Annotated in this window: 19 protein-coding genes; 17 read left to right on the top strand and 2 right to left on the bottom strand. The window is 47.8% G+C overall.

Features of this window, described 5'->3' with window-relative positions:
• Window positions 1-20: 20 nt before the first annotated feature.
• The 3 genes from rpsO (at window position 21) to miaA (ending at window position 3,657) form a co-directional block, all read left to right on the top strand.
• Window positions 21-290 (top strand): 30S ribosomal protein S15, encoded by a 270-nt coding sequence (gene rpsO / locus VNN20_08150; GenBank protein ID HWP92153.1) that lies wholly within the window; start codon window positions 21-23, stop codon window positions 288-290.
• A gap of 36 nt (window positions 291-326) precedes the next feature.
• A complete protein-coding gene (pnp, locus tag VNN20_08145; GenBank protein ID HWP92152.1) occupies window positions 327-2,435 on the top strand; it encodes a polyribonucleotide nucleotidyltransferase in 2,109 nt (702 codons plus the stop codon).
• 283 nt (window positions 2,436-2,718) lie between these two features.
• On the top strand, window positions 2,719-3,657 hold the full coding sequence (gene miaA, locus VNN20_08140; protein HWP92151.1) for a tRNA (adenosine(37)-N6)-dimethylallyltransferase MiaA: 939 nt from the start codon (window positions 2,719-2,721) through the stop codon (window positions 3,655-3,657).
• A gap of 56 nt (window positions 3,658-3,713) precedes the next feature.
• Here miaA and VNN20_08135 read toward each other — a convergent pair whose 3' ends face one another.
• Window positions 3,714-4,073 carry a sulfite exporter TauE/SafE family protein gene (locus VNN20_08135; GenBank protein HWP92150.1) on the bottom strand — a complete coding sequence of 120 codons (360 nt, stop codon included), beginning with the start codon at window positions 4,071-4,073 and terminating at the stop codon, window positions 3,714-3,716.
• 134 nt (window positions 4,074-4,207) lie between these two features.
• Window positions 4,208-4,861 carry a tetratricopeptide repeat protein gene (locus VNN20_08130; GenBank protein ID HWP92149.1) on the bottom strand — a complete coding sequence of 218 codons (654 nt, stop codon included), beginning with the start codon at window positions 4,859-4,861 and terminating at the stop codon, window positions 4,208-4,210.
• Between the two features lie 196 nt (window positions 4,862-5,057).
• On the opposite strand from VNN20_08130, the gene VNN20_08125 reads away from it, so the two are divergent.
• The 14 genes from VNN20_08125 (at window position 5,058) to acnA (ending at window position 20,809) form a co-directional block, all read left to right on the top strand.
• Entirely contained in the window at window positions 5,058-6,407 is a 1,350-nt protein-coding gene (locus VNN20_08125; GenBank protein HWP92148.1) for a nodulation protein NfeD, read from the top strand.
• Window positions 6,408-6,422: 15 nt separating this feature from the next.
• The gene (locus VNN20_08120; GenBank protein ID HWP92147.1) at window positions 6,423-7,178 is read left to right on the top strand and encodes a slipin family protein; all 756 of its coding nucleotides are present in this window, start codon (window positions 6,423-6,425) and stop codon (window positions 7,176-7,178) included.
• 129 nt (window positions 7,179-7,307) lie between these two features.
• Window positions 7,308-8,969 carry a peptide-binding protein gene (locus VNN20_08115; GenBank protein HWP92146.1) on the top strand — a complete coding sequence of 554 codons (1,662 nt, stop codon included), beginning with the start codon at window positions 7,308-7,310 and terminating at the stop codon, window positions 8,967-8,969.
• Between the two features lie 348 nt (window positions 8,970-9,317).
• Window positions 9,318-10,319, top strand: coding sequence for an ABC transporter permease (locus VNN20_08110; GenBank protein HWP92145.1), 1,002 nt, complete (start codon window positions 9,318-9,320; stop codon window positions 10,317-10,319).
• On the top strand, window positions 10,316-11,323 hold the full coding sequence (locus tag VNN20_08105; protein HWP92144.1) for an ABC transporter permease: 1,008 nt from the start codon (window positions 10,316-10,318) through the stop codon (window positions 11,321-11,323). Before VNN20_08110 ends, VNN20_08105 begins: the two co-directional genes overlap by 4 nt.
• Window positions 11,324-11,428: 105 nt before the next feature.
• Window positions 11,429-12,421, top strand: a complete 993-nt coding sequence (locus VNN20_08100) for an ABC transporter ATP-binding protein (GenBank protein ID HWP92143.1) — start codon at window positions 11,429-11,431, stop codon at window positions 12,419-12,421.
• Window positions 12,422-12,451: 30 nt separating this feature from the next.
• A complete protein-coding gene (locus tag VNN20_08095) occupies window positions 12,452-13,420 on the top strand; it encodes a dipeptide ABC transporter ATP-binding protein (protein ID HWP92142.1) in 969 nt (322 codons plus the stop codon).
• Between the two features lie 79 nt (window positions 13,421-13,499).
• Entirely contained in the window at window positions 13,500-14,015 is a 516-nt protein-coding gene (locus VNN20_08090; GenBank protein HWP92141.1) for a DUF177 domain-containing protein, read from the top strand.
• 24 nt (window positions 14,016-14,039) lie between these two features.
• Window positions 14,040-14,222 carry a 50S ribosomal protein L32 gene (gene rpmF, locus VNN20_08085; GenBank protein HWP92140.1) on the top strand — a complete coding sequence of 61 codons (183 nt, stop codon included), beginning with the start codon at window positions 14,040-14,042 and terminating at the stop codon, window positions 14,220-14,222.
• 7 nt (window positions 14,223-14,229) lie between these two features.
• A complete protein-coding gene (gene fabD / locus VNN20_08080) occupies window positions 14,230-15,162 on the top strand; it encodes an ACP S-malonyltransferase (GenBank protein ID HWP92139.1) in 933 nt (310 codons plus the stop codon).
• On the top strand, window positions 15,152-15,895 hold the full coding sequence (gene fabG / locus VNN20_08075; GenBank protein HWP92138.1) for a 3-oxoacyl-[acyl-carrier-protein] reductase: 744 nt from the start codon (window positions 15,152-15,154) through the stop codon (window positions 15,893-15,895). The genes fabD and fabG overlap by 11 nt, the downstream gene beginning before the upstream one ends.
• 23 nt (window positions 15,896-15,918) lie before the next feature.
• Window positions 15,919-16,170, top strand: a complete 252-nt coding sequence (gene acpP / locus VNN20_08070; protein ID HWP92137.1) for an acyl carrier protein — start codon at window positions 15,919-15,921, stop codon at window positions 16,168-16,170.
• On the top strand, window positions 16,170-17,408 hold the full coding sequence (fabF, locus tag VNN20_08065) for a beta-ketoacyl-ACP synthase II (protein ID HWP92136.1): 1,239 nt from the start codon (window positions 16,170-16,172) through the stop codon (window positions 17,406-17,408). Before acpP ends, fabF begins: the two co-directional genes overlap by 1 nt.
• Window positions 17,409-18,115: 707 nt before the next feature.
• Window positions 18,116-20,809 (top strand): aconitate hydratase AcnA, encoded by a 2,694-nt coding sequence (gene acnA, locus VNN20_08060; protein ID HWP92135.1) that lies wholly within the window; start codon window positions 18,116-18,118, stop codon window positions 20,807-20,809.
• The last annotated feature ends 267 nt before the right edge of the window (window positions 20,810-21,076 follow it).

The raw sequence follows: 21,076 nt of genomic DNA, 5'->3' as shown, positions 1-21,076 counted from the left end.
GAAGAAAAGGAGGAATTTAAATGGCACTAGAGAAAGAGGAGAAAAGTCAGCTTATCAGTGATTTCCGCCTGCATGAGAAAGACGTCGGGTCGCCAGAGGTACAGATAGCTATACTTACCAGGCGAATTCAGGAACTCTCTAAACACATGCAGTCTGCTCCCCAAGACTTTCACTCGAAAAGAGGGCTTCTTTCGATCGTCGCAAAGAGAAGAAAGCTTCTTGACTACGTCAAACAGATAAGCCCGGAGAGATATGGGAATCTGCTGGATAAGCTTAGGCTAAGAAAATAGTAATTCTAAGGAGGTAGTAATAGTTTGATCAGTGAAGTGAGACGCGTAAAAACCAAGGTGTTCGGAAAAGAGCTGGAAATCGAGACCGGGAGGCTGGCCAAGCAGGCGGACGGAGCAGTGCTGGCCCGCTACGAGGGGACCACGGTTCTGGCTACGGTTGTGGCATCAAAGGAGAAATCGGAGGGCGAGGATTTCCTTCCCCTAACTGTCAACTACCAGGAAAAGGCTTATGCCGCGGGCAGAATTCCGGGAGGATACTTTAAGAGGGAAGGGCGCCCGAGCGAGAAGGAGGTTTTGACCTCGAGGCTGATAGACAGACCGATAAGGCCGCTCATCCCCAAGGATTTTACCTACGCCACCCAGATCATAGTTACGGTTCTATCGGCGGACCAGGATAACGACCCGGATGTCCTTTCCGTAACCGCGGTATCGTCGGCTCTAATGGTCTCGAACGTTCCTTTCGACGGTCCTGCCGCCGCGGTGAGGGTGGGCCGCATAAACGGTGAGTTTATTTGTAATCCTACAAAAACCGAGCTGGAAAAGAGTGATATGGATATAGTTGTGGCCGGTACAAAGGAGGCCATAATCATGGTCGAGGGTAGTTTGAGTGAGGTACCGGAACCGGAGGTGGTCGAGGCGCTTTTATTTGCCCACAGGTGTATTATCGAGGAGTTCATAAAGCCTCAGGAAGAGCTTCTGGACGGCCTGATAGTGGAGAAGAGAGAGGTCCCGGCTTCAGCTGAGGATCCTTCACTCAAGGAGAATGTGGTTTCATACGCCGGGGATCGTCTTAGAGAAGCTATCAGAATATCATCCAAGATTGCCAGGAGGGAGGCTATACAAACCGCTTTTGAAGAGACAGTCAAAGCCTTGTCTCCTAAGTTTCCGGGTATGGAAGTCAATATCGTCAAGTCGTTTGACAAATTAAAAAAGGACTTGGTTCGCAAGCTTATCGTCGAGGAGAAAAGAAGAATAGACGGTCGGGGCTATACCGACATACGACCCATAAGCGGCGAGGTGGGATTTCTTCCGCGTACCCATGGCTCGGCACTGTTTACCAGGGGTGAAACCCAGGTCGCTGTAGTTTCGACGTTGGGGACTACTTATGACGAGCAGAGGATAGACGCGCTCGAGGGAGAAGTCACCAAAAGATTCATGCTCCACTATAACTTCCCTCCGTTTTCTGTGGGTGAAATCGGAAATCGGCTAGGCCCGGGACGAAGGGAGATAGGCCACGGTGCTCTGGCAGAAAGGGCCATACTTCCGGTCCTTCCTTCTAAGGATAGGTTTCCTTATACCATACGGGTCGTGTCAGACGTACTTGAATCAAACGGCTCGTCGTCTATGGCAACTGTGTGCGGAGCGACACTCTCCCTGATGGATGCCGGTGTTCCGGTACGTGCCCCCGTCGCCGGTATAGCCATGGGGCTCATCAAAGAGGAAAATCAGTTCGTGATTCTTACCGATATTCTGGGTGACGAGGACCAGTTAGGCGATATGGATTTTAAGGTCGCCGGGACCGAATCCGGTATTACCGCGCTCCAGATGGATATCAAGGTCAAGGGTATAACCCGGGAGATACTATCCGATGCGCTAAACCAGGCAAAGGTTGCCCGGCTATTTGTGTTGGGAAAGATGGCAGAAATCATAACCGGGCCTAGGGCGCAGATCTCCGATTTTGCTCCCAAGATTATAACATTGCAGATAAAACCGGAGAAAATAAAAGATGTGATCGGCCCCAGTGGGAGAACCATAAAGAAGATAATAGAGGAGACCGGTGTTCAGATAGACATCGACGAAAACGGTAAGGTAAAAATCGCCTCACCCAGCAAAGAGGCCTGTGATAAGGCCGTGGATATAGTAGAGAGCATCGTGCAGGAGATAGAGGTTGGAAAAATCTATATAGGGAAAGTTAAGCGGATACTCGATTTCGGTGCTATCGTGGAAATTATGCCCCGCACCGACGGTTTAGTCCACATCTCCGAGCTTGCTCCAACCAGGGTGAGGACGGTATCGGATATCGTCAAGGAAGGGGATGAAATACTGGTAAAGTGCATAAGCATCGAGAATGACGGAAGGATAAGGCTTAGTAGAAAAGAGGCTTTGGGGGAAAACATAGAGGATTATAGAAAAAGGGTGACATAAATCCGAAAGCAGCCTTTGTACTTTTTGAGTTAATTATAGTCAGAATCTGAGTTTCAGACAACTTCAGCAGGAGTTGTACTAAGAGATAGAGTTACAAAACGTTGTCATTCTGAGCCGAAGGCGAAGAATCTTAAGGGAAATGGAGACCCTTCGCTGTGCTCTGGGTGACAACAAGGTGCAAAGTGGTTCATTTGAGTACAACCTAAGATTGCAGTGTTTGTTGATTAAATTCAGTTTAATACACTTAAGTTTTAAACGTTTTGAATATATCAGCCCATAGAATTTGTCGTCAGAGAATAAGCCCAAACTAGTCATAATCTTAGGTCCCACTGCCGTGGGAAAAAGCAGGCTCGGCATCGAGGTGGCTAGAGTAATAGGGGGAGAGATAGTCAATGCCGATTCCCTCCAGGTTTATAAATACTTGGATATAGGCACAGCAAAGCCTAAAGAAGCGGACCGAGAAGGCATTCCCCATCATCTAGTCGATATAGTTAACCCAGACGAAGAGTACAATGCCGGAATCTATACCAAGACCGCCAGACCGCTGATTGGTGAGCTTCACGGGAAATCAGCAAAAATCATAGTAGTCGGCGGCACCTATCTTTACGTCCGGGTACTGCTTCACGGAATAGTCGAGAAGATTCCGGCAAACCGGGAAATTCGGCACCACCTGAGAAGACTTAAATCTGTTTTTGGCACTGTCTACTTGTATGAAAAGCTCAAGTCTCTAGACCCCGATTCCGCTTATCGTATTCATAGAAATGACTATGTCCGGGTCGAGCGCGCGCTGGAGGCTTATTATCTAACCGGGGAGAAGATGTCTCAACTTCAGGAAGAACATGGCTTTAAAGAGAATGAGTATGATGTGCTGAAAATCGGGCTTTCCGCAGAAAGAGAGGTTCTGAGAAAGAGGATAGATGAAAGGGTGGATAAGATGATGGAGGAAGGGCTTCTCGACGAGGTAAGAAAACTCCGGGGGATGGGCTTTGGCAGAGACTTAAAGCCGATGCAATCCATAGGATATAAACAAATGAATCAATATCTGGATGGCGAGATTACACTGGAGAGGGCAATAGAGTTAATAAAACGTGATACCAAACGACTGGCCAAGCGCCAGATGACCTGGCTCAGACAAGATAAGGATATTCGCTGGCATCGGCTTCCCGAGGACCGGGATAAGTTAATGGATGAAGTCGAGACGTTTTATAGAGTTAAGAGTTAGAAAAAAGAAAATGCTCAAATTCTTCACTCTTAACTCATAACTTTTCACTTTGTTCTTTACTTTCCCAGTATCATCTTAATAGAGACAATGAGAAGAACTACACCGAAAAGTTTTTTGAGTGTCGGGTCGGAGATATAATGAACGAGTGTGGCCCCTAGGTAGGCGCCTCCGACAAAGCCCAGTGCGATAAATATCGCCATATGTAGGTTGACGTTTCCCTCTTTGTAGTATTTTATCGCGGCAAAAAGAACTAGAGGTGGGGTAAGAACGGCAAGGGAGGTCCCCTGCGCCTGATGCTGGGTAAGTTGAAAGAAATAGACCATGGCCGGGACCATTACCAATCCCCCGCCTATTCCGAAAAAGCCGCTGGCTATTCCCGATATTAGACCTATTAGAATGGAGCCGACTGCTAACATTGGTGAGACCTCCGAGGAAAGAATGACCGGAAATTCGATTGAAAAACTATAATATAAATTATCCGGCTTTGAAAGATATGTACCCTCTTTACCGGTTAACCTTCCTGCTATTTCGGTTTGATACTGGGAATTTATTAATTAGGTTGATTGACCCTCGACCCCGGATTATTGGCCGTCTGCTCGTTTAGGATTCGCTTGTAGATTTCCTCGGCTTCATCTGACCTCCCCAGCTTTTCAAGCGACATCCCTATATGTAGCTTGGCTTGATTCTCATAGGGGCCTCCATCCTTGTTTAGCTCGGATAGGTATTCAATGGCCTCTTGCCATTTACCCAAGTTGAAGCTAGACAAACCAAGGGTGAGATAGGCAGCGTCCCTGAGCGTCTGGTCTTTTACGTCGCTATTCATGAAATCGTTGAGTTGGGAGATGGATTGTTCGTAATTCCCTAGCTCATAATTTATAGAGCCGGCGTAGTATAGAGCAATGGTCGAAATCCGGGTATCCGGATACTTTTCTCTTACCGCCAAAAATTTGGCTAGCGCTTCCTCTGAATTCCCATTACTGTAGATTTTTGATGCTTCACTAAACTCGGAGTTTGCCTCCAGGTTTTTTTTCTCTAGCCTGTTGATTAAAACAAAGGTGATTACGGCGATGATTATCACTACAAAAATAACCAATAAAATTTTCTTATAGTTGTCGGATAGAAAAATGATGGTATTAGATACTGCCTCCCTGAATTTATCCGGGCTTTTTAGCTCCTTTTGCGTGACTTTTATCTTTCTGGACATGTCGGAATTATAATAGTACCCAGTGAAAATACAAGTTGGCTTTGAGTAAAAAGTTTAGAGTTCCGAGTTCCAAGTTTCGGGTTAAAGATTTAAATCTAAGACCAAAGACCAAAGACCAAAGACCAAAGACCAAAGACCAAAGACCAAACTTGCGGTTTTTCCAGTCGAAAGCTACAATATCCTTGGTATGCATAATATGAGAAAAAAAATACTTTTATCTCTGGCTACCGTTGTCTTCCTTGGTTTGGTTGTAATTTCTCATGCAGACCCCGAGGATGCTTCAGAAAGAAATGTGACTCTTATAGAGATAGATGGTACGATAAATCCGGCTACCTATGACTACATAAGAACAGGCATTGACAAATCGAAAGAAAATTCTTCAGAAGCTCTAATTATAATTCTTGATACTCCGGGTGGGCTTCTTTCATCTACGAAGGAGATTGTGCAGTTAATATTGAATTCTCCTGTACCGATCGTGATTTATGTTTATCCCAGCGGTGCAACGGCTACATCCGCTGGAGTGTTCATAACTCTTTCTGCCCATGTCGCTGCGATGACTGATGGAACAAGCATAGGGGCTGCCCATCCTGTTCTAATTTCGCCAGGTGGAGGAGGCGGCGAAGGAACCGATGAGGAGAAACAAGACGATAATGAAAAGAAAAAGTTTAACGAAAAGGTGGAGAACTTTGCCTCATCATTCATAGAAAGTATAGCGGAAAAAAGAAAAAGGAATACGGAATGGGCAATTGAAGCGGTGAGAAATAGCGCTTCAATCACCGCTACAGAAGCCCTCAAGATTAATGTCGTAGACCTTATTTCCCCTAGTGTAAACGAGCTTCTTGTCCAAATCGACGGACGGGAAGTAGAGCTTCCGGATGGCAAGAGGATATTAAAGACAAAGGGCGCGAGTGTAGAGAGAATTGATATGAATTTCAAGCAGAAGTTGATCGATACCCTGAGCGTACCGGATATAGCTTTTCTCTTGATTTCCCTCGGCTCACTCGGGCTTCTACTTGAATTTTACAACCCCGGTTTAATATTTCCGGGCGTGGCTGGAGCGATATGTCTTCTTCTGGGCATGGTCTCTCTTCAGATACTCCCCTTCAATTATGCCGGCCTTGCTTTGCTGGTGTTGTCCGTCATGCTTCTGATCCTGGAGATTTATGTAACCAGCTTTGGCATTCTCGGGGTGGGCGGGATAATAAGTTTCATCCTGGGAGCGCTTCTTCTATTCGATACGCCTCAGTCCGATGTAAGAGTAGGATTTGACGTGGTGATTGCTGCAGCTTTAGCCATAGGACTTTTCTTTGCCTTCGTGGCATTTTATCTGGTGAAAGCGCAGAGCTCTGCCACTTCTACCGGGTTTGAAGGTCTTATGGGGGATGAAGGGGTAGCGGTAACCGTAATAGATAAGAATGGCAAGATTTTCATTCACGGCGAGTACTGGGATGCGGAAAGCGATGAAGCGATCAGTGCCGGCGACAAGGTAAAGGTAGTCGAGGTCAAAAGCGGTTTCAAGCTGAAGGTCAAAAAAGTCGGAGATTAAAAAGGAGGATAGGTTATGTCTACGCCCACTTTAATATTTGTAGCTTTCATAATACTATTTCTGCTTTCCGGGGTTAAGGTACTCAACGAATACGAACGCGGCGTGGTATTCAGGCTTGGGAGAATCATCAATCCGAAGGGACCGGGAATTACCTGGATAATTCCGGGGGTGGACAAGATGGTGAAGATCGGACTTCGGGTGATTACCATGGATGTTCCGCCCCAGGACGTTATAACTAGAGACAACGTTTCGGTTAAAGTTAACGCCGTTGTTTATTTTCGTGTGGTTGACCCGGTGAAGGCCGTAGTGCAAGTAGAAAATTATCTTTACGCCACATCCCAGCTTTCACAGACTACACTTAGAAGCATCCTAGGACAGGTGGAACTAGACGACCTACTTTCGGAGAGAGAAAAGTTAAACGTCCAACTTCAGGAGGTTTTGGACAAACACACCGACCCATGGGGGATAAAGGTTTCGTTGGTAGAGATCAAGTTTGTTGACCTACCCCAGGAGATGCAGAGGGCGATGGCTAGACAGGCTGAAGCGGAAAGAGAAAGAAGAGCAAAGGTAATAAATGCGGAGGGAGAATACCAGGCTGCGACAAAGCTGGCGGAGGCTTCCAATATCCTTTCTCAAAACCCGATGTCACTTCAGCTCAGGTTCCTTCAGACACTGGTGGAGGTATCCTCCGAGAGAAACTCTACAATCGTGTTTCCTATTCCAATAGATATTATCAAGCCTTTAATCAGCAAAGCTTCTCAAGGGGATTGATCACTGGAGAGGCGCGGTTTAAGCGTCTCTCCGGTAATTTCCATTCCGGAATGATGTTTTACCTCGGTTGTTTGGCAGGTTCTTAGCTCCTTTGTTTTCTCTCAAACTAGAGTTATAATAAATTTTCATATGTCCAGGTTGTTCCTTATCCTACTCTTCCCGCTTCTTTTCTCGTTGACCCTCCTCTCCTGTAAGCCTGCCGATGAGAAATCAGGTCCCCCGGCGAACGATTACTCGGCTTATTCGGATTCCGAGCCGGTCGAGGGTGATTGGTTGATTTACCATCTTAGCGCAGAACCGGCCACATTGAACCCTATAACTGCCACCGACGCTTACGAGAACACAATAAACTCCGGAAATATCTACGAGACCTTGGTTAAGCGTGACAATAAAAGCCTGGAAATCGTTCCCCTTCTTGCCGATTCCTGGCAAATATCCGAAGATAAACTGACCTTTACTTTTCTTCTCAAAAAAGGGGTAAAGTGGCATGATGGGGTTCCATTCACTGCTCATGATGTGGTTTTTTCATACGATAAGATTAAGGACCCGAAGGTCGATGCGCCTCATCTCAGAAATTATTACCAAGATATAGAAAAGGTAGAGGCCCTCGACGATCATACGGTCAGATTCACTTATGCCCGGCCTTACTTCCTGGCGCTCGAGTTCTGCGGGGGAATGCCCATAGTGCCTAAGCATATCTTTGAAAAAGGTGATTTTAATACCAACCCGGCGGGGAGGCATCCGATCGGCACTGGTCCTTATAAGTTCGCGAAGTGGGAAACCGGTAGGGAGATCGTCCTTGAAAGGAATGAGGATTACTGGGGCAAAAAGCCCTATCTGAATAGAATTATCTTCAAGATAATCACCGACAATACAGTTGCTTTTCAGGTGCTGAAGCGCGAAGAGCTAGATCTTTCCGGGCTCACCCCGATACAGTGGTTCAGGCAGACTTCCTCGGAAGCCTTCGTCAAGAACTTCGATAAGCTTAGCTACTTCACCCCTAACTATAGCTATATCGGGTGGAACATGACTAAGCCCTATTTCTCCGACGTGCGCGTGAGGACGGCGATGACTCATCTGGTGAATAGAGAGCTTATCCTGAGCAAAATACTGTATGACCTGGGGGCTGTGGTTACTAATCCTTTCTACATTAACAGCCCGGAGTACGATAAGTCCATAAAACCTTATAGGTATGACCCCGAGGAAGCCAAAAGGCTACTTAAAGAAGCTGGGTGGGTTGATCATGACGGCGATGGAATCAGGGATAAAGACGGAGTTAAATTCAAGTTCGAGTTTCTAATACCGGCCGGCTCTGAAACCGGTGAAAAGATTGCTACTATATTTAAAGAGGAGCTGGATAAAGTGGGAATAAACATGGAGATAAGAAAGACCGAGTGGGCCGTGTTTACGCAGCGTCTCAACGAAAGAAAATTCGACGCCGTGACCCTGGCCTGGTCCATGGGGGTTGAGTCCGACCCATACCAAGTATGGCATTCCTCACAAGCCGAGCAGGGGTCAAATTTCGTGGGTTTTAGGAATAAAGAAGCGGATAGGTTGATAGAGGAGGCTCGTACCGAGTTCAACCGGGAAAAGAGAATAGAGCTTTATAGAAAGTTTGCCGAAATCATACACCAAGAACAGCCGTATACCTTTCTCTTTTGCCGTAAGTCGACTGTGGCAGTCAATAAGAGGTTCAAGGGGGTTACGGTATATCCCCTGGGGCTCGACCCGCTTGAGTGGTATGTTCCACTGCCTCTCCAGAAGTACGGCCGGGCTGCGCTGAATCGCTAATGCTTAACCACCGTCCAAGTTGTCAGACAGAAATGTGTGACCCACCATTTTATTACCTCCCACAGATGCCAAAATATATTTATCCGATTGATAATTGAATGAATATCGGTATTGCGCTAAAATGATGTTTCTTTTTTTAAGTAATTCATCTAGCTCAATGCTCCGGTCTTTCAAAATCTATTCTGGTAATGAGTAGCTAGATAGCGTAGGGAACGCATATATGCGTTCCCTACAGCGTTGTTACTCGGGTAAATCAAGGCAAGATCTTATCGAGCATATGCCTTGTTAAATTTTTAAATTGGATTTTGTATTATTTGACATAGTTTTATTCTCGGGTGAATAAATAAGATGAGAAGCTACTTACTGAAGAGACTTTTACTTTTAATACCTACACTTTTCGGAATCACCGTGATTACTTTTTTTGTGATTCAGCTTGCCCCGGGCAGCCCGGTGGAGAGAAAACTAAACATAGAAGAGGGGGTAAAAGCGGAGGCCATTACCAAGGATATCGTCGAACAAACCAAAAAACTATACGGACTGGACAAGCCCATCTATATACGCTATCTGATTTGGGTCAAGCGTATCATCACGCTTGACTTTGGCTCTTCATACAAGGACCACCGTCCGGTCATCGAGAAGATTGGAGAACGGCTCCCGGTGACGCTGTCTCTCAATTTAATTTCCATATTCCTGGCCTATTTTATATCCATTCCCCTCGGTGTTTATTCTGCGGTCAAGGAGGGGAATTTGTCGGAGCGGGTTATCACCTTCATTCTTTTCGCACTTTATTCCATCCCCAGCTTCTGGCTGGCGATGATTTTGATCTACTTTCTGGGCGGGGGAGATTTCTGGAACGTCTTTCCGATCTACGGGATTCTCTCGCCGGGGGCGGAAAATTTTACATTTACCGAGAAGGCTCTTGATTTTCTCTGGCATATTATACTCCCGATTATATGTCTGACCTACGGCGATTTGGCCTATCTGTCTCGGTATCAAAGGGGAAGCCTGCTTGAAGTTCTTAGGGAAGATTTCATCAGAACAGCAAAAGCCAAAGGATTGCCGGACTCGGTGATTTTGTTCAAGCATGCACTCAGAAACGCCCTGATACCGATAATTACCATCGTCGCCTCTATCCTACCAGCGATGATCGGAGGAAGCGTGATTATCGAGAGCATCTTTTCTATCCCCGGGATTGGACAGTTGGGATTTGAGGCAGTACTTTCCCGCGATTATCCAGTGATTATGGCAATCGCTACCATTTCTGCCTTTCTTACCCTGGTTGGTATTTTGGTCGCTGATATCTTATATGTGCTGGTGGACCCAAGGATAAGCTTTGAGAGCAGAAGATGACCGCTGACAAAAACCTGAGTTATTGGGGTACGGTCTGGAAGGGTTTCAAGAAAGACAGGCTAGCTTTGGCCGCTCTCATAGTCATTCTCGTCCTATGCGGTATAGCCCTATTTGAGAACTTTCTGGCCGGTAACAAGCCCATTTTGATCAAGTGGAATGGAAGGCTCTATTTCCCATTAATTTTTACCCACAGCGAATTATTCGGTGTCGATTTCAAGGAGCTGGAAGAAGAGCTAAAGCCGGGTGACTTTGTACTATTCCCTCCGGTGAGATACAGCCCAACCGAAAGCGATCTTTTATCCGTGCTCACACCACCATCTAGAGAACACCTTTTCGGGACAGACGACCGAGGAAGGGATGTCCTCAGCAGGATGATCCACGGAACCAGGATTTCCTTATCCATAGGTTTTATCGCCGTGGGCATAGCTTCTATCATCGGAATCTTGTTGGGAGGGATAGCTGGATACTATGGTGGTGTGGTCGATTTTGTGATTTCCAGGCTTTTTGAGGTAATGATGACTTTCCCGGTGTTCTTTCTCATTCTAACCATACTTGCATTCAGGGACCCCAGCATTTATAACATAATGATTGTGATAGGGGCGACGGGATGGACCGGGATTGCCCGGTTGGTGAGGGGAGAGTTCCTGAGATTAAGAGAGTACGATTATGTGGAGGCGGCTGTGGCTCTGGGGGGAGACGATTTCCGGGTTATGCTCAAGCACATGCTGCCTAATGCCTTGGCGCCGGTTCTCGTCGCCGCTACGTTTGGAATAGCCGGGGCGATTCTGGTCGAGTCAGGGTTAAGCTTTTTAGGCTTTGGAGTGCCACCGCCAGAACCTAGTTGGGGCGATGTGCTTTCCCAGTCGCAGAGGTACGTTGATTTTGCCTGGTGGCTTGTTCTATTTCCTGGTGCGGCAATCTTTCTGACCGTGACTGCGTTTAATTTGGTCGGGGATGGTTTCAAGAGCGCAATAGACCCAAGATTGAGGAAGAGGAAGTTTTAATATTGAAAAAAACTATTTGCCACAGAGCACACCGAGAAGAATTTGTCTTGATATTGAAAATTCTCTGCAACCTCTGTGGCTAGTTAGAAATGGATAGGCTGTTCGATGAGAAACATACTGGAAATTAAAAATCTCAGGTTATCTTTCGGAAGCGATGAGGAAAGGGTAGAGGTTTTGAGCGGGGTCTCCCTGGCCATCCCCGAGGGTAAAATCGTAGGCGTTGTAGGGGAGAGCGGATGTGGAAAAACCGTAACTGCGCTCTCCATAATGCGTTTGATTCCGGAGCCACCGGGCAGAATTGACGACGGTGAGGTGATATTTGATGATATGAATCTGCTCAAGCTTTCGGAGAGAGACATCAGGGCAATTCGGGGAAACAGAATATCCATGATTTTTCAGGAGCCTCTCAGCTCCCTTAACCCGGTCTTCCCGGTCGGGGATCAAATCGGGGAGGCGATAAGAACCCACCTTCGTGTTTCCAGGAAAGAGGAGCGGGAGCGCGTTTTGGAGCTGCTGAGGTTGGTAGGTATTCCTTCCCCTAAAGAAAGAGTAAACAATTATCCACATGAATTAAGCGGCGGGATGTGCCAGAGGGTGATGATAGCAATGGCCCTTGCCTGCAACCCGGAGCTCCTGATTGCGGATGAACCCACAACGGCTCTCGACGTCACGATTCAGGCCGGAATCCTGGAGCTTATAAACGACCTCAGAGAAAAAATGGGAATGTCCGTGTTTCTTATAACCCACGACCTGGGAATAGTGGCAGAGGTTGCCGACGAAGTTTATGTAATGTATGCCGGGAAGATTGTGGAGCATGCATCGACGACCAATCTCTTCGAAAGCCCGCAGCATCCTTATACTGTTGGCCTTATGAACTCGATTCCCGGCCTTCATGAGAAGAGGGAGAAGTTAAGCGCCATTCCCGGTGTAATACCTAGCCCTCAGGATTTCCCCACTGGATGCAGGTTTCAAGACCGGTGTCCCCTGGTGATAGAAAAGTGCCGGATGTCGGAGCCGCCGCTCCGGGCGGTAAACGGACACCTGTCGGCATGTTTTAGGGTAGAAGAAGTGAGTTTCGGGATTTATGACAAGGTGTAGAAACGTGAATGGGTCAAGAGCTAATCATAGATGGAACGTAAAGAACTGATCAGGCTAGTTCGACTAAAAAAGTATTTCCCCATCAAGTCGGGGATCCTGTCTAGGCTGAGTAACTACGTAAAGGCCGTAGATGGGGTGGACCTAAACATCTTTGAAGGCGAGACTATGGGACTAGTGGGAGAGAGCGGATGCGGAAAGACCACGCTTGGGAAAACAGCTATCAGACTTAACCAGCCGACCGATGGGCATATTTTCTTCGATGGACAGGACATAACTCATTTGAATTCCGGTAAGATGCGACGACTCCGGCGTGAAATGCAAATAGTATTCCAGGATCCCTACGGTTCCCTCAACCCGAGAATGAAGGTCGAAGCCATCGTAGGTGAAGGGATTACCATTCACCGCATAGTGCCCAAAAGCAAAATTAAAGAGGAGGTTAAAAGGGTACTGGAAACGGTTGGTCTCAGAGAGGACGTGCTCTCTCGCTATCCGCATGAATTTAGCGGTGGACAGAGACAGAGAATCGCCATAGCCAGGGCACTGGCGGTCAAGCCGCGGTTTATTGTTTGTGACGAGCCTGTTTCTGCCCTGGATGTCTCGGTTCAAGCCCAAATCATAAACCTTCTTATCTCACTCCAGGAGGCATTCAGGCTGACCTACCTTTTCATATCCCATGACCTCCGTGTGGTGAGACATATAAGCAACAGGGTTGCGGTAATGTATTTGGGAAAGGTAGTTGAGCTTGCCGAGAATGAGGAGCTTTATAAGAATCCTCTACATCCGTACACCAAGGTGCTGCTTTCTGCCGTTCCCCTTCCTGACCCTAAGACCAAGAAAAAGAGAATAATATTATCGGGCGATGTTCCCAGCCCCATCGACCCGCCCTCCGGGTGCCGGTTCCATCCCCGGTGTCCCGTTGCCGTCGAAAGGTGTAAAAATGAAGAACCATCGCTCAGAGACGTCGGCGGAGGACATATGGTTGCTTGCCACCTGGTGTGAATGGTAAAAATCTCTGAACTTGCAAAAGCCAAATGTTATATTATTATTTAATGCCGTATTTTTAGGTAATTAGTTTGTTATGAAAGTAAGAGTATCCGACATAGGCAATGAAGGCCTGCACATAGCCGCATCGAGGAAGCCGGAATGGCTGACCAATATACCGGAGCTTGCGTCTAACTCGGACGACACCCATTTGTCTTCCAATATCAAGTTTGACCTGCAGCTGGTGAAGGTTTTAAAAGAGGTTGCCGTATACGGTAACATATCTTTTTCTATAAGGTCTTTTTGCGCAAGGTGCCTGGGGGATGTGGACTTAACCCTCTCCCCGAGGGTGAATTTGGTTCTTTCTCCGGCGTATAAAACCGAGGAAAAGGATAAGGACGTCGACTATGAAACCTATAGCGGAGATGAGTTTGACCTCGGTGTTTACCTCAGGGAGTTAATAGCGATGTCCCTACCGATTAAGGTACTCTGTGTGGAGGATTGCAAAGGACTTTGCCAAAATTGTGGGGCTAACTTGAACCATGGGGTCTGTTCTTGCAAAGAAGACCGCCTGGACCCCAGATTTGCCGTGCTGAGGGGCCTAAAAGTATAGAAAACCTGTTAAGGAGAAAATCAGATGGCGCTTCCCAAGAGAAAAACATCCCGGTCTAAGTCAAGGAAGAGGAGAACACACTACCGGATTTCGACACCGGGGCTATCGCTTTGCCCAAATTGTAATGAGCTGAAATCGCCGCATAGGGCCTGCCCCAATTGCGGTTTTTATAAAGGAAGGACTTTTAAGAAAGAGTCAGAGGAGTGACGATTAAATGATGGCTTTTGTATTTCCGGGACAGGGGTCTCAGTATATAGGTATGTGTAAGGAACTATATGGTGAATTTCCGACTGTCCGCAAAACCTTTGAAGAAGCCAGCGATGTGCTTCATCTAGATATGGCCAAGCTCTGTTTTGATGAAGGTTCTAACGACCTAAATCTAACGGTGAATGCCCAACCGGCCATACTTACCGCTAGCATTGCCGCTCTCCGGGTACTCAATGAAGAGGCCGGGTTTCAAGCGGATTATGTAGCCGGGCATAGCCTCGGAGAGTACAGCGCGCTCGTGGCAAGCGAAACCCTGGAATTCAAGGATGCAGTATGGATAGTGAGGGAGAGGGGCAAATTCACCCAGGAAGCAGTCCCGGTAGGAGTAGGCGCTATGGCCGCCGTTCTCGGGCTAGAAAAAGATGTAGTCGAGGGAATCTGCGAAGAGGCCTCCACGAATGGGTTCGTCGTTAGTCCGGCGAATTTTAATGCCCCCGGCCAGACGGTGATTTCCGGGAACCGGGAGGCAGTGGAAAAAGCCACCTCTTTATCTAAAGAACGGGGTGCAAAAAGGGTGGTTCTCCTGGAGGTTAGCGCCCCCTTTCACTGCAAGCTCATGGCCCCTGCTGCGGAAAGGCTGGCCCAGGTCTTGGATAAGATAAACTTTTCTGAGTTTAAGATACCGATAGTGACAAACCTAGACGCAAAGATAAATATCGACCCGACCAGGATAAGAGATCTTTTGATAGACCAGGTGATGAGTCCGGTCAGATGGTACGAATCAATCAAAACCTTGTACGAAGCCGGGGTAAGAAGATTTTTGGAGGTCGGCCCCGGAAACGTGCTTTCCGGATTAATAAAGAGAACGGTCCCGGATGCTTTTGTGCGGAATTTTGAGAAAGTGGGTCATTTAAAACAGCTTAAACAAGATGGAATTTAAGAACAAGATAGCACTGGTAACCGGAGCATCCAGGGGAATCGGAAGGGCGGTTGCAGTAGAGTTGGCGCAACGTGGTGCCTTTGTCGTTGTTAATTACTCGAAAAGCGAATCTGCGGCAAAGGAAGTGCTCGACGAAATAGAAAGCTCAGGCGGAAGGGCCAAGCTCTCTTGTTTCGATGTTTCGGATTCACCCAGGGTTCAGGAAGAAATAGCAAAAATCGGTGAAGAGTTTGGCGGGCTCCAGATTCTCGTGAATAACGCTGGAATAACAAAAGACGGGCTCCTCTTGAGAATGAAAGACCAGGATTGGGACGAGGTATTGGCTGTTGACTTAAAGGGTGTGTTTAACTGTACCCGGGCGGCGGCGAAGATGATGATGAAAGAGAGATACGGAAGAATTATCAACATCACTTCTGTTGTCGGTGAAATGGGTAACCCGGGACAGGCGAATTATTCGGCAGCCAAAGCTGGAATAATCGGGTTTACCAAGTCGGCCGCCAAGGAGCTCGCTTCTAGGGGGATAACGGTTAACGCGGTGAGCCCGGGTTTTATCGAGACGGATATAACAAATGTACTTCCGCAAAATGTCAAAGAAAAATACATGGAAGCTATTCCACTGGGCAGGTTTGGAACGCCCGAGGACGTAGCAAAGGTGGTGTCATTTCTGGCGTCCGACGGCGCATCGTATGTTACTGGGGAGGTTGTAAGGGTAAACGGTGGTCTTTACACTTGAAAAAATTTTGGGAGGAAAACAATATGGCAACTCAGGTAGATCAGGAAGTCGTCGCTAAGGTAAAGAAAATGATAGCGACTCAGTTGGGCAAGTCGGAGAATGAAGTTACCCCGGAATCATCTTTCATCGAGGATTTGGGGGCTGATTCTCTTGACCTGGTCGAGTTAATCATGTCCATGGAGGATGAATTCGGGCTGGAAATATCGGATGAGGATGCAGAAGGAATTCTAACTGTGCAGGATGCAATAAATTACATTTTGGAGCGTAAGAAATAATGAAAAGAAGGGTGGCTGTAACGGGGATCGGGCTGGTAACGCCGCTTGGCACCGGCAATAAAAAGACCTGGGAAGGCATATGCGAAGGGCGTTCGGGCATAGGACGTATCACCAAATTCGACCCTTCTTCGCTCAAGACCCAGATAGCCGGGGAGGTCCTGGATTTTGAGCCGGAAGCCTTTATGGAGTCCAAGGAGATAAGGAGAAGCGACCCGTTCATACAGTATGCAGTGGCCGCTACCAAGCTCGCTCTGGACGATGCCAACCTTCAGGTTACCGACGAACTTTCTCCACAGATTGGAACCATCATTGGCTCCGGGATAGGCGGTATGGATACGTATTACAAGACGGTGCTGGTGATGGAAGAAAGGGGTCCCAGCCGGATATCTCCGTTCTTTGTTCCGAATATTATTGCCAACATGGCCGCCGGGTATGTATCAATTTACTTCAACGCTAAGGGACCGAATAGCTGCACCACTACGGCCTGTGCGGCGGGCGCTCATGCCATTGCCTATTCGGCGATGGCCATCCAGAGAGGGGATGCTGATGCTATGATCGCCGGGGGGACCGAAGCTCCGGTTATTCCCATGACCATAGCCGGGTTTAACGTGATGCGGGCTATTTCTACGAGGAACGACGAGCCTGAGCGTGCCTCCCGTCCATTTGACCGGGACAGGGATGGGTTCATAATCGCAGAAGGCGCCGGAATATTGATTCTTGAGGAGCTTGAGTTCGCTAAAAAGCGGGGCGCAAGAATTTACGCCGAGTTGATAGGCTCCGGGATGAGCAGTGATGCCTACCACATAACCTCTCCTTCACTCGACGGTCCGGTCAGATGTATGAAAGCGGCATTACGAGATGCGGAGTTGAATCCGGAGGACGTTCAATACATTAACGCTCATGGGACATCTACTCCGCAGAACGACATTAACGAGACGCGTGCAATAAAGGAATTGTTTGGAAAACATGCCTACAGCATCCCGGTAAGCTCCACCAAATCCATGACCGGACACCTCCTGGGAGCGGCAGGCGGCATCGAAGCGGCCTTCACTGCTCTGGCCATATACCACGGAATCCTCCCGCCAACCATAAACTTGGACAATCCCGAGCCGGATTGCGACCTCGACTATGTCGCAAATAAAGCTAGGGAGGCAGATATAGCAGTTGCCCTCAGCAACTCCTTCGGCTTTGGGGGGACGAACGTGACATTGGCCTTTAGAAGATTTGACGGCCAGTAGAGGGCCAGTTCTTGCCTTTGACCACACTGAATTAAAAATTAGGCGAAAAACATTTCTAATATTTTGCTTATGCAACATTTGTTTATGTTGTAGGGAACGCATACCTGTCCTGAGCGAAGCCAAAGGAGTGGGGGGTAATTCACCCTCCCCTTCATCCCCTCCCATCAAGGGAGGGGAAATTTTCGGATACCCTACAGCCCCCTTGCTGCAAGGTGGTTCATTCGGGAAAGGATCTGCGTTCCTTTCATTTAGGGAGAAGCACGAAAAGAGACTGAGTTCCTATTTAACGGAGTTAAGGACCCGTTCACCCTGGGGTTGGTCCAGGGGAGTAGTTTAGATAGGAGACAGAGGAGACTAAAAAAAGCAGAAGGGATTCGTTTGTTCAAAGCTGTGGTTTTTCTTGAAATACCCCTTGACTTTTTACATAACAGCTTGTCGAAGAATGCCTTCTTTAGCTTTGTAATTTGTTTATCATCCTTTGATGAACTCAGGATGAGCGGATATATCTATCCGCTCTTAGAATGCTTGCTCTTCGACGAAGTTAAAAATCCCGTTCGTCCTGTCGAAGGACGCAAATGAGTTTTATTTTAGATCGTATTTTTAAGTGTCTGTTCTAAGGTTGATATAATTCTGACTATAACTTCCCAATTCTCCCACCTCGGATATAATAAAGGAGTCAATCGAGATTAAAAATTAGGAGATAAAAAATGCCAACAAATAACCCTTTCAATACAATATCCGCTCTTAAGGTCGGTCGAAAAACGGTTAAATATTACTCTCTAAACCGCCTTGAGGGTGCAATAGGAGTTGATACTTCAAGGTTACCGTTTTCCATAAAAATACTTCTGGAAAACTTACTTCGACATTGTGACGGCAGGATTGCTACGGAAGAGGATGTACATGCGCTTTCTAAATGGAATCCGGAGAAGCCCGAGGCTAGGGAGATTCCCTACATGCCCGCCCGGGTGATACTCCAGGATTTCACCGGGGTGCCTTGTGTGGCTGATTTGGCAGCGATGCGGGATGCGGTGAAGAATTCAGGAGGAGATACCAAACGGATAAATCCCATAGTGCCGGTCGACCTGGTGATAGACCACTCGGTACAGGTTGATTTTTTCGGCTCGCCTGACGCATTCAAGAGAAACGTAGAAATTGAATTTGAAAGAAACCGGGAGCGTTATGCCTTCCTTCGCTGGGCGCAGAAGTCCTTCGACAAGTTTCGGGTGGTTCCTCCGGGCACCGGCATAGTTCATCAGGTCAACCTGGAATACCTGGCCAATGTGGTTCAGACTGCTGAAGTCAATGGCGACACAATCGCCTATCCGGATACGCTAGTCGGAACCGACTCTCATACCACCATGATTAACGGCCTAAGCGTGCTGGGATGGGGTGTTGGCGGTATAGAGGCCGAAGCCTGCATGCTGGGACAACCTCTTTATATGCTTATTCCAGAGGTGGTGGGTTTTAAGCTATACGGTGAATTGCCCGAGGGGTCAACTGCTACCGATTTGGTCCTTGTTGTAACACAGATGCTCAGGAAAAGAGGGGTTGTGGAGAAGTTCGTCGAATTTTACGGCCCGGGTCTCAGCCATCTGAGCCTTGCCGACCGGGCGACCGTTTCCAACATGTCACCGGAATATGGAGCGACGATAGGATTCTTCCCGGTTGATGAGGAGACTCTCATATACCTCCGGGGCACCGGGCGGGATAAAAAACTGGTTGACCTGGTCGAAAAATACACCAAAGCTCAGGGACTGTTTCGCACCGATGATACCGAAGACCCGGTTTACAGCGATTATCTGGAACTAGACCTGAGCACGGTCGAGCCTTCCCTGGCCGGGCCATCACGTCCTCAAGACCGGATAACTTTAGGAGAGATGAAGAAATCCTTCCATACATACATGGAGACTAAGGCCAAGAGAAATCCAGAAGATTTGAAGAAAGCCGAGGTCCAGGTCAACGGAGATAAGGCCACCCTCGCCGATGGCTCAGTGGTGATTTCGGCCATCACCAGTTGTACTAATACGTCAAACCCATCGGTGATGGTCGGGGCGGGGCTCCTGGCCAAAAAGGCAGTCGAGCATGGTCTAAGCGTTAGCCCTACCGTTAAAACGAGCTTGGCACCCGGTTCGCGCGTGGTCATGGATTATCTGCATGGAGCAGACCTGATGCCCTATCTGGAAAAATTGGGGTTCCATCTGGTCGGGTATGGATGCACGACCTGTATAGGGAATAGCGGCCCATTACCCGAGCCCATAGCCCAGGCAGTCAAGGAAAATGACCTCACCGTTGCCGCAGTACTGAGCGGTAATAGAAACTTTGAGGGCAGGGTACATCCGCAGGCCAGGCTGGCTTATCTGGCTTCGCCGCCTCTAGTAGTAGCCTATGCCCTTGCCGGGACGGTGAATATAGATATGGCCAACGAACCTTTAGGAGTAGGCTCCGATGGTAAACCGGTATTTTTAAGGGATATCTGGCCCTCTCAAAAAGAGATAAGAAAGACAATAAAAAGGACCCTGAATCCAGAGCTCTTCCGGGGCCGCTATGCCCATGTCTTTGAGGGTGACGATGAATGGAAGAATTTAGCCATTCCAGAGGGCGACCTGTACGAGTGGGACGCTCAATCTACCTACATCCAGCAGCCGCCTTACTTTACCGATTTCTCTCTAGAACCGGCACCAGTTGGAGATATCAGGGGGGCACGGGTGCTGGCCCTTCTTGAAGACTCTATTACCACTGACCATATATCTCCGGCGGGCAACATAGCCAAGGATAGCCCTGCCGGAAAATATTTAATCGAGCATGGGGTTCAGCCGCTCGACTTCAACAGCTACGGCTCTCGTCGCGGCAACCATGAGGTTATGATACGGGGCACCTTCGCCAATATCAGGCTTAGGAACCAGATGGTTCCGGGTACAGAAGGCGGGTGGACTGTGTATGTGCCTAGTGGAGAAAAAGCCAGTATATATGACGCAGCGATGAAATATAAAAATGAGGGAATACCACTGATAGTTATAGCGGGGAAGGAATACGGAAGCGGCAGCTCTAGAGACTGGGCGGCTAAAGGCACGATGCTCCTAGGGGTCAAGGCGGTCATAGCAGAGAGCTACGAGAGGATACATAGGAGCAACCTGGTAGGAATGGGTGTTCTTCCGCTTCAGTTTAAGGCTGGTGAGAGCTGGAAGACGCTAGGACTAACCGGATTCGAACAATACGAAATAGAGGGAATTAGCGAAGACCTACGGCCGCGTAAAGACGTTACGGTCCGGGCAAGGCGTGAAGATGGTGGTGAGACCGTGTTCAAGACAGTGTGCCGTTTGGATAGCCACATCGAAATCGAGTACTATCGGAACGGCGGTATCTTACATACCGTGCTGCGCCAGATGGCTAGGGGTAATTAAAACAAGTGGGGTAGAGATAGGTACTATATTCCCGTGAAAACGGGAATCCACTACAGGTTGAGACCAGTTCTCGATAACCGATTGCATCCTGGTTAAATTAGGGCGCGGTATGGCTCAGCGACTAGGGTTGGGGAATCAATAATTCTTTTCCGTTTTTCTTTTTGCTTTGTTGTACTTGTGGTTGATAAATTAGCCCAAAATGATTTGTTTTTTCAATAAATCCATGTATATTCATTAGCCGAAAATTATGATAGAGAGGAATTTTAA

Source organism: Thermodesulfobacteriota bacterium, assembly GCA_035559815.1.
In the GTDB taxonomy this organism is placed as follows: Bacteria; Desulfobacterota_D; UBA1144; order Nemesobacterales; family CSP1-2; genus DATMAT01.
Note: the sequence above shows the minus strand (reverse complement) of the source record. Positions and strands in the feature narration are given on the sequence as shown.